Here is a 12796-nt window from a genome sequence, read left to right on the forward strand (position 1 = left end):
CCCCGCCCCCCGCCCCCCGCGCCCCCCCCCCCCCGCCCCCCCGCCCCGCCCCCCCCCGCCGCCCCCCCCCCCCCCCCCCCCCCCCCCCCCGCCCACCCCCCACCCCCCCCCCCCCCCCCCCCGCCGGGGGGGGGCGGGGGGGCCGGGGGCGTCGGCCGCAGGGGCGGTCAGGGGGTTCTCGACGGTGATCTCCAGGTGCTCGTCGGCGACCTCGATCCGCAGGGCCACGCTCGTCCGGTCACCGGCGTGCTTGAGGGCGTTGCTCAACCCCTCCTGCACGATGCGGTAGGCCTCGCGGGACAGGACGGGCGGCAGGGCCCCGGGGTCGGCGTCGATCCTCGCCGTCACCCGCAGTCCGGCCGCGCGGGTGCGGCGCAGCAGGCCGGCGAGGTCGGCGGCGAGGGTGGGCGCGGGCGCCGTACCGGGAGCGTCGCCGTCCCGCAGCACGCCCAGGACGGCGTCGAGTTCACCGACCGTACGCCGGGTCGTGTCCTCGATCGCGGCGAGCGCCTCGCGGACGAACTCCGGGTCGCTGTCGAGGACTCTGCGGGCCGCGCTCGCCTGGAGCGTGACGGCGCTCAGGGCGTGGCCGACGGAGTCGTGCAGCTCGCGCGCGAGCCGGTTGCGCACCGCGAGGTCGGCGGCGCGCGCCTCGGCCGCCGCGAGCCGGTCCTCGGGCGTCGGGCCGAGCAACGCGGGCGCCCAGCGGGCGAGCAGCGCCCCGGCGACGGCCGCGCAGCCGGCGAGCGCGACCAGCGTCGCCACCCCCGCGACCGGCGCACACGCCCACACCCAGGGCCGGTCCAGGGGCTCAGGCAGTTCGACGGCCTCGGCCCCAGCCACCCAGACGATCAGCGGCAGCGCGGTGAGGAAGCCCGCGAACGGCGGCACCGCCAGCGACATCCCCGAGATGATCCCGCCGAACCCCAGATGCAGAGTGAACCAGGCCGCCGCCCGCCCTTTCGCCGCCCGCGTCCGGGCGGGACCGTGGGCGAGCAGCCCCGCGTCGACCCCGCACAGCGACCGCACCGCACCCGCCTCCAACGACCGGGTCAGCGGGAACAGGGCGGCGGTGAGCGCGGCCAAGGGCAACCCGACGGCGAACGAGAGCAGTTGCAGGGTCAGATCATTGAACACGTACCGGGAGTCGGTGGCGGGACCGACGACGAGCTGGCCGACGAAGACGTACGGCATGGCGAGCGCGCCGCCGAGGATCAGATGGATCCAGCGCCGCCGCGCCCGCCGCCCGAACAGGAACCGGCCGTACTCGCCGAACCGGCCGGCCCCGCTGAACCCGCTCACGCCGTACGACGTTTCCGGCTCGCGTCGCGCTCCGCGAGGAAGTGGACGCCGAGGCAGGCGACGAGGATGCCGACGATCATCTGGCCAGCGTAGGTGAGGTTCAGCAGCGGTGTCGGGCCGTCGGCGACGTCGGTGAGCGGGGCCAGCGACAGCCAGGCCGCCCAGCAGAACGTGGCGGCCGAGCCGACCCAGACCAGACCCAGCGGCACCAGGACGGGCAGCGCGCGGCCACGCCGGAACGCCAGGAGGAGACCGCCGCCGACGGCCATGGCGAGGAACACCACGGACAGGGCCTCCATGACGTGGAAGCCACTGGTGCGGCCGGTGACTTGACTCTCGTCGAGTCCCACCGTGCCACCGCACGCCCACAGCAGATGGGTCAGCAGCGGCGGCAGCGCACAGCCGGCCGCCGCGACGGCGACGGCACGCTGGGCCGCCCCGATCAGACCGACCGGAAGCTCCCAGACCCGCCCTGCCCACAACCGGCCCCAGCGGTCGCGGGCGTACAGCACGAACAGGGCGCCCAGGGTGAGTCCCTGCACGATGAACCCGGTGTAGACGACCCCGAAGACCCAGGCGTCGAGGAAGGGTTCACCGTCGGCAGCGGTGGTGTTCGTGGAGCCGCCGAGCACGTCGACCAGCACCTGGAGCGGAAACCCGGCCATGATCGGCGCGAGCAGCCCGGTGGCCACCCACGCGGGGAGGCCGAGCAGCCACGCGGGCGCGCGCAGCCCCCACGGCCGGGTCAGCACCAGCGCCAGCACGATGACGGACGCGTCCATGAGCACGGTGACGCCGTTGGCCACGGCCATGGTCGCCCGGTGCTCCAGCAGGGAGCTGCCGTCCGGGATGCCGACCCGACTCCCCGCGATCCAGGCGGCCTTGAGCGAGAGATACGGCACGCAGGAGACGACGGCGACGGCCCGCAGGGCGCGACGGGACCTGCCGAGGCCGACGGTGTGGTCGGTCTCCGGGGCGTGGGCGAGTGTCTGCGTCATACGGCCACGCTCCCGCGAGCGCGCCGGTCGGCACCTCCTGCACGACGATGATCCGTCTCCGCCGTACGGGGGAGAGGCCCTCACCCCTCCAGATGCAGCACGACCTCGTCGATCTCCTCGCCCCGCGCGTTCGCGAAGCCCCTGGCCTGCGCGGTCACCCGGAACCCGCACTTGTGCAGCACCCGCAGCGAGCCCTCGTTGTCCGCCGCCGCACGCGCGTACAGCGGGCGTTCGGGGACCTCGACGAGCAGCCCGCGCAGGGCGGCCGTCGCGATGCCGCGCCCCCAGTACGCGCGGTCCACCCAGTACGTCACCTCACGCTCGCCCGGCTCCCCGTACACGGCCGCGCTGCCCACCACGTCGCCGTCGGCCAGGATCGTGCGCAGGACGTCCGCCGATGCCCGGATCCGCTTCCAGTGCTCGTCGAAGGCGTCCCGGTCGGCCGGGTCCTTGGGCGTGAAGGCCGCCATGCGCAGGGCCTCCGGGTCGTTCCACTGCCGGTAGAAGACCGGCAGATCGCTGTCGTGCACCTCGCGCAGTTCCACATCCATGGAGGAAGAGCCTAGGGAGTTCAGAGCCTCCGGGTCGCCAGTGTCAGCCGGTCGCGCGCGTCGAACAGCGCGTCCTTCACCATCTGCTCGTGGGCCGGGGTCAGCCGGGCCACCGGGACCGAGCAGCTGATCGCGTCGCGGGCCGGGGTGCGGTACGGGATCGCGACGCCGAAGCAGCGCAGCCCCAGCGTGTTCTCCTCGCGGTCCACGGCGAAGCCCTGCTCGCGGACCTGGTGGAGCTCCTCGATCAGCTTCTCGCGGTCGGTGATCGTGTTCTCGGTCAGCGCGGGCAGCGTCTCCGGGAGCATCTTGCGGACCTGTTCGTCCGAGTAGGTGCTCAACAGCGCCTTGCCGAGGGAGGTGGAGTGCGCCGGGAGGCGGCGGCCGACCCGGGTGAAGGGCCGCAGGTAGTGCTGGGACTGGCGGGTGGCCAGGTAGACGACGTTCGTGCCGTCGAGCCGGGCCAGGTGGATGGTCTCCGTGGTGTCGTCCGACAGGCGGTCCAGGGTCGGGCGGGCCGCCGCGACCACCTCGTCGCCGTCGATGTAGGAGGTGCCGACCAGCAGCGCCCGGACGCCGATGCCGTACCGCGTGCCCGTCGCGTCCGTCTCCACCCAGCCCAGCTCGACGAGCGTGCGCAGCAACATGTAGAGACTGGACTTGGGGTATCCGACGGCCTCCTGGACCGACGCGAGGGAGTGCATGCCGGGGCGTCCGGCGAAGTATTCCAGCAGTTCAACCGTCCGTACCGCGGACTTGACCTGCGCCCCGCCGCCCGTCTCGCCAGCCGACATCGCCCTTGACCCCTTCGTTGGCCGGGAAATAGTCTCCACAGCATATTCATCATCAGAGACAGCGTTCAGTATATCGAACGACCCTGGTGGATGACCCCGTACTGCGGCAATACATGTGTGGAGGGACCCGCGGTGGCAGCAGCACCAGTCTGGAGTGTCGACCCCCGAACCGGGAAGCAGCGTGAACAGGTTGCGGTGGAGGCCACAGCCCAGGAGGTGGACGCCGCCGTCCGCGCCGCGCACGACGCGCGCGGCGCCCTCGCCGACCGCACGGTCCGCGCGGCCTTCCTGCGCACCGCCGCCGACAAGCTCCAGGCGGCCAAGGACCAGCTCGTCGAGGCCGCCGACGCCGAGACCGCGCTCGGCCCGGTCCGCCTCACCGGCGAACTCGCCCGCACCTGCTACCAGCTGCGGGCCTTCGCCGACATCGTCGACGAGGGCGCCTTCCTCGACGTGGTCATCAACCACCCCGACGACACCGCGACCCCGCCGATCCCGGACCTGCGCCGCTACAAGGTGTCCCTCGGTGTCGTCGCCGTCTACTCGGCGTCCAACTTCCCCTTCGCCTTCTCCGTCGCCGGCGGCGACACCGCGAGCGCGCTCGGCGCGGGCTGCCCGGTCGTCGTCAAGGCCCACCCCGACCACCCGGCCCTGTCCGAGCTGGTCGCGGCCGTCCTGCGCCGGGCCGCCGCCGAGCACGGCATCCCCGAGGGCGTCATCGGCCTCGTCCACGGCTTCGAGGCCGGCATCGAGCTGATCAAGCACCCGCTGGTCACCGCGGCCGGCTTCACCGGCTCGATCCGGGGCGGCCGCGCCCTCTTCGACGCGGCGGCCGCACGGCCGGTGCCGATCCCGTTCCACGGCGAGCTGGGCTCCCTGAACCCGGTCGTGATCACCGAGGCCGCCGCCGCCGAGCGCGCCGAGGCGATCGGCGCCGGGCTGGCCGGGTCCATGACGCTGGGCGTCGGCCAGTTCTGCGTGAAGCCGGGCCTGGTGCTGGTGCCGTCCGGCGCCGCGGGCGACGGCCTGGTCAAGTCGCTCACGGACGCCGTCAGCGACACCGACTCCGGTGTCCTCCTCGACCACCGCATGCGGGACAACTTCATCGCCGGGGTCGCCGAGCGTGCCGAGCTGCCCGACGTGGAGACCCCGGTGACGCCGGGCGCCGGCGGCGAGCACACCGTCAGCGCCGGCTTCCTGACGGTCGCCGCCGAGAAGCTGGCCAGCGAGGGCGCCTACGACCTGCTGCTGGAGGAGTGCTTCGGTCCGGTGACCGTCGTGGTCCGCTACGACGACGACGCGCAGGCCCAGGCCGTGCTGTCCCGGCTGCCCGGCAACCTCACGGCGACGGTCCATCTGTCGGCCGAGGAGGCGGCGGGCGAGGGGCGTGGCGCGCGGATCCTCGCGGAGCTGACGCCGCTGGCCGGGCGCGTGCTGGTGAACGGCTGGCCGACGGGGGTCGCCGTCGCGGCGGCGCAGCATCACGGTGGGCCTTACCCGGCGACGACCTCGACGTCCACGTCGGTGGGCGGTACGGCGATCGAGCGGTGGATGCGGCCGGTCGCGTATCAGGGGGCGCCTGAGGCGCTGCTGCCGCCGGAGCTGCGGGACGAGAATCCGCTGGGGCTGCCGCGGCGGTTCAACGGGCGTCTCGAGCGGTAGAGACTGCGGGATTCGCCGAAGGGGTGCGGGTTCGCTGCGGGGTGCCGGTTGTCTGTGGCTGGTCGCGCAGTTCCCCGCGCCCCTTAGGGCGTTGCCGATCCCGGCGCTCCAAAGGCACGCCGCTCGTTCGACTGAGAGACTATGGCGATGGACGTGGAACTTCCCGAACTGCCTTTTCCCCTCCGCACATACGGCCCCGACGGTCACTGGGCCTACGAGGACGGCATCCTCTCCGGATGGGCCGGTCCCCGGCAGGACCGGTTCGTGCCGCCCACCGGGGAGGGGCTCGACCCTGCCTCGGACGCGCCGCGACTGCTGGGTGCGCCCGAGGGGGACTTCCAGCTGATCGCCCGCGTCACCGTGGGGTTCGCGGCCGCCTTCGACGCCGGGGTGCTCTACGTCCATGTCGGGGAGCGGGCCTGGGCCAAGCTGTGTCTGGAGTACTCCCCGGACGTGCCCACCGTCTGCACGGTGGTCACCCGGGGGCACTCCGACGACGCCAACTCCTTCACCGTGGAGGGGAGTTCGGTCTGGCTGCGGGTGAGCCGCACCGGGCGGGCCTTCGCCTTCCACGCCTCCCGCGACGGTGAGCACTGGACCTTCGTCCGGCTCTTCACCCTGGGGGAGGAGAAGGAGACCGACGCCGCGCTCGTCGGCTTCATGACCCAGTCGCCGATGGGCGAGGGGTGCGTCGTGACGTACGACCACCTGGAGTTCAGGCCCGACTGGCCGAAGGACCTGCGAGACGGAAGCTGAGCGAGCCGCGGTCGGAACCGCGGGCGCCCGGAGGCACGTCCTCCGTTGCATGATCAGTGACCGGATGACCGCGAACCGTGTGATTCGCACCGTCGTGCCCGCCGAGGTCGAGGACGTCGTCGCGCTGCACGCCCGCGCCCGGGCGACGTACTACCCCGACGGGATCCCGCAGGACGGCACCGACTGGCACGCCGCCTGGCGGAACGCCGTCGCGCGGCCGGACGGGCATGTGCTGTGCGTCGTCGAGGAGGGACGGATCATCGGGCTGGCCTCCTTCCGCACTCCGGAGGGCGCCCCCGGTGACACGGTGAAGTTGTTCCAGTTCCACGTCGACCCCGACCACTGGCGCGGCGGTGTCGGTACGGCCCTGCACGCGGCCTGCGTCGAGGAGTGGCGGGCCGACGGCAAGCGGACGGCCGTGCTGGACGTGCATGTCGACAACCGGCGCGCCCAGGGCTTCTACGCCCGTCAGGGCTGGGTCCCGGACCCGGAGAACCCGCCCGCCGAGGGCGACCACCACCTCTTTCTGCGCTTCTCCGTCACCGGGGAATGAAGTCGGCTGATTGAAGGTTCACGCACTAAGCGGAGGGAGTCTCCGAACCGTACGACTGGAGAGAGCCACAGACATGCGCGTCGAGATCTGGAGCGACATCGCCTGCCCCTGGTGCTACGTGGGCAAGGCCCGCTTCGAGAAGGCGCTCGACGCCTTCCCGCACCGCGACCAGGTCGAGGTGGTGCACCGCTCCTTCGAGCTGGACCCCGGACGCGCCAAGGGCGACATCCAGCCCGTCATCACCATGCTCACCAAGAAGTACGGCATGAGCGCGGCGCAGGCCCAGGCCGGTGAGGAGAACCTCGGCGCGCAGGCCGCAGCGGAGGGCCTCGACTACCGCACCGAGGGCCGCGACCACGGCAACACCTTCGACATGCACCGGCTGCTGCACCTGGCCAAGGAGCAGGGCCGGCAGGACGCGCTGATCCAGGCCTTCTACCGGGCGAACTTCGCCGAGGAGCGGTCCGTGTTCGCCGAGGGCGACGAGCGGCTCGTGGAGCTGGCCGTCGCCGCCGGACTTGACGCCGACGACGTCCGCAAGGTCCTCGCCGACCCGGACGCCTACGCCGACGACGTCCGCGCCGACGAACGCGAGGCCGCCGAGCTCGGTGCCAACGGTGTGCCGTTCTTCGTGCTCGACCGCAGGTTCGGCGTCTCCGGCGCGCAGCCCGCCGAGGTCTTCACCCAGGCGCTGACGCAGGCGTGGGGCGACCGGTCGCCGCTTCAGATCGTCGACCAGGGTGACGCGGACGCGTGCGGGCCCGACGGGTGCGCGGTGCCGCAGCGCTGAGTCGCTGAGCGAACCCGCAGGTCGGGGCGGATCTATAAGCGTTGCTTAGCTGAACCACGTAAAGAATCGCAATGGACCGATAGGTGTTCAGGGCTCAGAGTGGAGCCATGGAGACCTTCGAGAGCCTGGTCCGTGCCGAGTTCACCCCGAAGAACGTCTATCTCAACACCGCGAGCAACGGCCTGCTGCCGGCCCGCACCGTCGCCGCCCTGGACCGGGCCGTGCGGATGCGGGCCGAGGGCACGCCGCTCGGCCCCCTGTACGAGGACGTGGAGGCCGTGCGCGCCTCCTTCGCCCGGCTGGCCGGCGTGCCCGTCGAACGGGTCGCGACCGGGGCCTCGGTCGCCGAGTACGGCGGGCTGATCGCCGCCTCGCTACCGGCCGGCGCCGAAGTCCTCACCGCCGAGGCCGACTTCGCCTCCCTCGTGAACCCCTTCCACATGCGCGGCGACCTCAAGGTGCGCGCCGTCCCGCTGGAGCGCCTCGCCGAGTCCGTCCGCCAGGGCACCACCCTCGTCGCGGTCAGCGCCGCGCAGTCCGCGGACGGCCGGATCGCCGACCTGCCCGCCGTGCGCGCGGCGGCCGAGGCGCACGGGGCCCGCACCTACGTCGACGCCTCCCAGTCGGTCGGCTGGCTGCCGCTGGAGGCCGGTGAGCACGACTTCGTCGCCGCCGTCGGCTTCAAGTGGCTGCTGGGTCCGCACGGGGCCGCGTTCTGCGTCGTCCCCGAGGACTTCGGCGGACTGACCCCGCTGCTCGCCGGCTGGGTCGCCGGGGAGGCCCCCTGGGACAGCTGCTACGGCCCCGTCCAGGAACTCGCCCACTCCGCACGGCGCTTCGACATCAGCCCCAGCCTCTTCAGCCACGCCGGGCTGCGCGCCTCCCTGGAGCTCATCGAGGAACTCGGCGTCCCCGCCATCCAGGCCCACGACCTCGCCCTCGCCGACCGCTTCCGCGAGGGCCTCACCGCCCTCGGCCACGACCCGCTCCCCGCACCCGGCTCGGCGATCGTCTCCGTCCCCGGCCTCGGCCACCGCCAGCCCGACCTGAGCGCCGCCGGCATCGAGGTCTCCAACCGCGCAGGCAACCTGCGCGCGGCCTTCCACCTCTACAACACACCGACCGACGTCGACCGCCTGCTGGCCGTCCTGTCCTCCTGAGGAACCACTGGCGGCGCGCCCCCTGGGGCGGCGCAGCCGCCGAAGGGGCGCGGGGCTGTATCGATATGCGGCTCCGCCGCGCGGGCGCGAGCAGCCACAACGCAGCGGCACTCGCCACACAACCCGCGCCCCCCGAGCTGTCGGGCGGCCTGGGCGGCGCAGCCGCCGAAGGGGCGCGGGGAACGGCGCGAGCAGCCACAACACAGCGGCACCCGCCACACAACCCGCGCCCCCCGAGCTCCAAGGCGCCCGGCCCAGCCAGCGCAGCGTCACCTCACCGGCGTGAAGTCCCGCGCGCCGATGAACTCCGGACGCCGTACCGGAGCCGCGAACGGCTCCACGGCCGCGTTCTCCACGCTGTTGAACACGATGAACACGTTGCTGCGCGGGAACGGCGTGATGTTGTCGCCGGAGCCGTGCATGCAGTTGCAGTCGAACCAGGTCGCCGAACCGGCCTTGCCCGTGAAGAGCTTGATGCCGTACTCGGAGGCCATCTTGGTCAGCGCCTCGTCCGAGGGCGTGCCCGCGTCCTGCATCTGGAGGGACTTCTTGTAGTTGTCCTTCGGCGTGGCCCCCGCACACCCGAGGAAGGTCCGGTGCGAGCCGGGCATGATCATCAGCCCGCCGTTGGTGTCGTAGTTCTCGGTCAGCGCGATCGAGACGGACACCGTCCGCATGTTGGGCAGACCGTCCTCGGCGTGCCAGGTCTCGAAGTCCGAGTGCCAGTAGAAGCCGCTCGCCCCGAAGCCCGGCTTGACGTTGATCCGCGACTGGTGGACGTACACGTCCGAACCGAGGATCTGCCGTGCCCGGCCCACGACCCGCTCGTCACGCACCAGGTTCGCGAACACCTCGCTGATCCGGTGCACCTCGAAGACGGACCGGATCTCCTTGGACTTCGGCTCGATGATCGACCGCTCGTCCATCCGGATTGCCGGGTCCGTGACCAGCCGCTCCAGCTCCTGCGCGTAGACCGCGACCTCGTCCTCGGTGATGAGCTGGTCGATGGCGAGGAAGCCGTCGCGCTCGAAGGACTGCAGGCCGGTGGTCGAGATCGGGCCCGGCGTGTCGGGGGAGCCCCACACGACGGGGTCCTGGCGCGGGGTCGACACCTCGGTGGCGCCGCGGCTGGGGTACAGGTCAGTCATCGTCGTCACGATGTCTCACACCTCCTCGGGCTCGGTGAGCAGCGGGTAGACGCCGTTCACGTCGTGGTCCTCCCGGCCGGTCACCGGCGGGTTGAAGACACAGATGCAGCGGAAGTCCTCCTTCACCCGCAGCGTGTGCCTCTCGTGGCCGTCCAGGAGGTACATGGTCCCGGGCGTGATCAGGTGCGTCCGCCCGGTCTCGTGGTCGGTCAGCTCGGCCTCGCCCTCGACGCAGACGACGGCCTCGATGTGGTTCGCGTACCACATCGACGTCTCCGTACCCGCGTACAGGATCGTCTCGTGGAGCGAGAAGCCGACCCGCTCCTTGGCGAGGACGATGCGTTTGCTCTCCCAGGTGCCCGACGCCGACTTCACATGGCGGTCGGTTCCTTCGATGTCCTTGAACGAACGGACGATCACGGTGCTGCGATGCCTCCTAGGTGGTGTTTCAGATGGTTTCCCGGACGGAGCGGGCGAGGACGCTCAGTCCCTCGTCCAGCTCCTCCGGGGTGATCGTGAGTGCCGGAAGCAGCTTCACGACCTCGCTCTCGGGGCCCGACGTCTCGATGAGCAGCCCGAGTTCGAAAGCTCGGTGGGCGACCCGTCCGGCGCGCTCCTTGTCGTGGAACTCCAGGCCCCACACGAGCCCGCGCCCGCGGTACTCCTTGACGTCGGCCAGGTTCTCCTCGGTGATGGAGATCAGCGCCTGCTCGATCTGCTCACCGCGTTTGCGGGTCTGCTTCTCCATCGCGGATCCGTCCGCCCAGTACGCCTCCAGGGCGGCGGTGGCGGTGACGAAGGCGGGGTTGTTGCCGCGGAAGGTGCCGTTGTGCTCGCCCGGCTCCCAGATGTCCAGCTCGGGCTTGAACAGGCACAGGGACATGGGCAGTCCGTACCCGCTGATCGACTTCGACACGGTGACGATGTCGGGGGTGATGCCGGCCTCCTCGAACGAGAAGAAGGCACCGGTACGTCCGCACCCCATCTGGATGTCGTCGACGATGAGCAGCATGTCCTGCCGCTCGCACAGCTCGGCGAGCGCGCGCAGCCACTCCGGGCGGGCGACGTTGATGCCACCCTCGCCCTGCACGGTCTCCACGATCACGGCGGCGGGCTTGTTGAGGCCCGAGCCCTGGTCCTCCAGCAGCCGCTCGAACCACAGGAAGTCCTCGACCGTGCCGTCGAAGTAGTTGTCGAACGGCATGGGCGTGCCGTGCACCAGCGGAATGCCCGCGCCGGCCCGCTTGAAGGCGTTGCCCGTGACGGCGAGCGAGCCCAGGGACATCCCGTGGAACGCGTTGGTGAAGGACACGATGGCCTCGCGCCCCTTGACCTTCCGGGCCAGCTTCAGCGCCGACTCGACGGCGTTGGTCCCGGTCGGGCCCGGGAACATGACCTTGTACGGCAGGTCACGCGGCCGCAGCACCAGGTCCTGGAAGGTCTGGAGGAAGGCCCGCTTGGCGCTCGTGGACATGTCGAGCCCGTGCGTGACGCCGTCCCGCTCCAGGTAGTCGATCAACGCCCGTTTCAGGACGGGGTTGTTGTGGCCGTAGTTCAGCGAGCCGGCGCCGGCGAAGAAGTCCAGGTACTCGTGGCCGTCCTCGTCGTACATACGGCTGCCCCGAGCACGGTCGAAGACGGTGGGCCAGCCGCGGCAGTAGCTGCGCACCTCGGACTCCAGGGTCTCGAAGACGCTGAGGTCGGGCTGGGTGATGGTCACGACGAATCGCTCCTCGTTTGCGTGGGGGAGTGCGTGCTGGTCGTCAGCAGGTGGTTCAGAAGGAGAGGGGACCGATGCGGTACAGGACCTCGGGGTCGTGCGGCCCGTCGGGGAACAGGCTGGTGGCGAACAGCACCTCGCGCTCCAGAGCGGCACCGTGCCGCGCGGCGAAGGCCTCGAACAGGCGCTCGGAGGCGATGTTGCCGGGTGTGATGGTGGTCTCGACGTTCCTGATGCCGTACTCGCCACCGACGCGTGCGGCGAGCCCGTCGAGCAGCGCGGCGGCGATGCCGCGTCCGCGATAGGCGTCGTCCACGGCCACCTGCCAGACGAGCAGGGTCCGCGGTCGCTCCGGCCGTATGTATCCGGTGACGAAGCCGACCGGCTCCCCGCGCTCGTCGCGGGCGACGGCCGACGTGCCGGCGAAGTCGCGGCACCACAGCAGATAGCTGTACGACGAGTTGAGGTCGAGGGCCTTGGAGTCTCTGGCAATGCGCCACAGCGCGGCCCCGTCGGCCACCGCCGGACGGTCGATTTGCAGGTCTGCTTGTGCGGCAGTCATGCGGATTGAATTTACCGAGGGAAATTCGAAATTGCATGGCCGTGTGGGGTTACGTATGAGCGGTGGGTGTGTTATCACGCGGGCGTGAGGGCTGGCGCCTCAGCGGGGTGAAGTGCCCGGCTTCGTCCCTTAAATCCACCACAAAACGGTCAGGATGTGGAACGCGTCACAGGCATGTAACTCTTACGAGACCTGCCCGAATTGGTACGGATGGCGTTCGCGAAATCTTTGCGTTTAAGGCTGGAGAAAGCGGGCAGAAGAAGATGGGAAGCTGCCCTGGAAAGAATTCATGGAATTACGTTGAATTCAGGCTCCGGTTACACCGTCGATGCGTTCTCGCAGAATATCGGCGTGGCCGTTGTGCCGCGCGTACTCCTCGATCATATGAATGAGCACCCACCGCAGACTGACGTCGACCCCTGCCATCGGCCCGTCCTCGATCCGCCCCGCGCTGTCCAGGGACCGTGTGCCGCACACCTGCCGGCCCCGCGCGATCTCCCGCCGCCACACGTCGAGCGCCTCGCCCATCCCGCGTTCGGCGTCGAGGGCGTATCCGCTCTCGTTGTCCGTCCCGTACACCGGCGGTACGTCCAGCCCGCCCGCCACCCGCTGGAACCAGTTCCGCTCGCACTCCGCGAGGTGCTGCACCAGGCCGAGCAGGGTCAGCCCCGACGGCTCGGCCGAGGCGCGCCGCGCCTGCGTGTCGTCCAGGCCCGCGCACTTCATCTCCAACGTGGCGCGGTGAAAGTCCAGCCAGCTCTCCAGCATGGGGCGCTCGGGGCCGGTCATGAGGGGGATGG

Annotated in this window: 14 protein-coding genes; 5 read left to right on the forward strand and 9 right to left on the reverse strand. The window is 71.2% G+C overall.

What is annotated here, in order from left to right; translation table 11 throughout:
- From L0P92_RS35245 to L0P92_RS35260, 4 genes are all read right to left on the reverse strand, one after another.
- Positions 1–1302, reverse strand: a 1302-nt coding sequence (locus L0P92_RS35245) for a sensor histidine kinase (protein WP_234767127.1), incomplete at its 3' end; no start/stop codon positions are given.
- A complete protein-coding gene (locus L0P92_RS35250) occupies positions 1299–2300 on the reverse strand; it encodes a hypothetical protein (protein WP_234767128.1) in 1002 nt (333 codons plus the stop codon). The genes L0P92_RS35245 and L0P92_RS35250, both read right to left, overlap by 4 nt.
- An 80-nt stretch (positions 2301–2380) precedes the next feature.
- On the reverse strand, positions 2381–2851 hold the full coding sequence (locus L0P92_RS35255) for a GNAT family N-acetyltransferase (protein ID WP_234767129.1): 471 nt from the start codon (positions 2849–2851) through the stop codon (positions 2381–2383).
- Positions 2852–2871: 20 nt separating this feature from the next.
- Entirely contained in the window at positions 2872–3645 is a 774-nt protein-coding gene (locus L0P92_RS35260) for an IclR family transcriptional regulator (RefSeq protein WP_031477319.1), read from the reverse strand.
- Between the two features lie 132 nt (positions 3646–3777).
- On the opposite strand from L0P92_RS35260, the gene L0P92_RS35265 reads away from it, so the two are divergent.
- The 5 genes from L0P92_RS35265 (at position 3778) to L0P92_RS35285 (ending at position 8566) form a co-directional block, all read left to right on the forward strand.
- Positions 3778–5307 (forward strand): aldehyde dehydrogenase (NADP(+)), encoded by a 1530-nt coding sequence (locus L0P92_RS35265; RefSeq protein ID WP_308289792.1) that lies wholly within the window; start codon positions 3778–3780, stop codon positions 5305–5307.
- A 147-nt stretch (positions 5308–5454) separates the two neighbouring features.
- Entirely contained in the window at positions 5455–6063 is a 609-nt protein-coding gene (locus L0P92_RS35270; protein WP_234767130.1) for a DUF1349 domain-containing protein, read from the forward strand.
- A gap of 49 nt (positions 6064–6112) precedes the next feature.
- Positions 6113–6616 carry a GNAT family N-acetyltransferase gene (locus L0P92_RS35275; protein WP_234767131.1) on the forward strand — a complete coding sequence of 168 codons (504 nt, stop codon included), beginning with the start codon at positions 6113–6115 and terminating at the stop codon, positions 6614–6616.
- Positions 6617–6689: 73 nt separating this feature from the next.
- Complete coding sequence (locus L0P92_RS35280; RefSeq protein ID WP_234767132.1) at positions 6690–7406, forward strand: DsbA family oxidoreductase; 717 nt, start codon at positions 6690–6692, stop codon at positions 7404–7406.
- 107 nt (positions 7407–7513) lie between these two features.
- Positions 7514–8566, forward strand: coding sequence for an aminotransferase class V-fold PLP-dependent enzyme (locus L0P92_RS35285; protein ID WP_234767133.1), 1053 nt, complete (start codon positions 7514–7516; stop codon positions 8564–8566).
- Positions 8567–8835: 269 nt separating this feature from the next.
- Here the strand turns inward: L0P92_RS35285 and thpD are convergent, their stop codons facing one another.
- The 5 genes from thpD to L0P92_RS35310 form a co-directional block, all read right to left on the reverse strand.
- Positions 8836–9714: an ectoine hydroxylase gene (gene thpD, locus L0P92_RS35290; protein ID WP_234767138.1), complete on the reverse strand. Its 879-nt coding sequence runs from the start codon at positions 9712–9714 to the stop codon at positions 8836–8838.
- A 15-nt stretch (positions 9715–9729) separates the two neighbouring features.
- Positions 9730–10134, reverse strand: a complete 405-nt coding sequence (locus L0P92_RS35295) for an ectoine synthase (RefSeq protein ID WP_234767134.1) — start codon at positions 10132–10134, stop codon at positions 9730–9732.
- 28 nt (positions 10135–10162) lie between these two features.
- On the reverse strand, positions 10163–11434 hold the full coding sequence (gene ectB / locus L0P92_RS35300) for a diaminobutyrate--2-oxoglutarate transaminase (RefSeq protein WP_048583630.1): 1272 nt from the start codon (positions 11432–11434) through the stop codon (positions 10163–10165).
- 55 nt (positions 11435–11489) lie between these two features.
- Positions 11490–11996 (reverse strand): diaminobutyrate acetyltransferase, encoded by a 507-nt coding sequence (gene ectA / locus L0P92_RS35305; protein WP_234767135.1) that lies wholly within the window; start codon positions 11994–11996, stop codon positions 11490–11492.
- A gap of 306 nt (positions 11997–12302) precedes the next feature.
- Positions 12303–12794: a DinB family protein gene (locus L0P92_RS35310; protein WP_234767136.1), complete on the reverse strand. Its 492-nt coding sequence runs from the start codon at positions 12792–12794 to the stop codon at positions 12303–12305.
- Positions 12795–12796: the final 2 nt, after the last annotated feature.

Source organism: Streptomyces muensis (genome assembly GCF_021474425.1).
GTDB lineage: Bacteria > Actinomycetota > Actinomycetes > Streptomycetales > Streptomycetaceae > Streptomyces > Streptomyces muensis.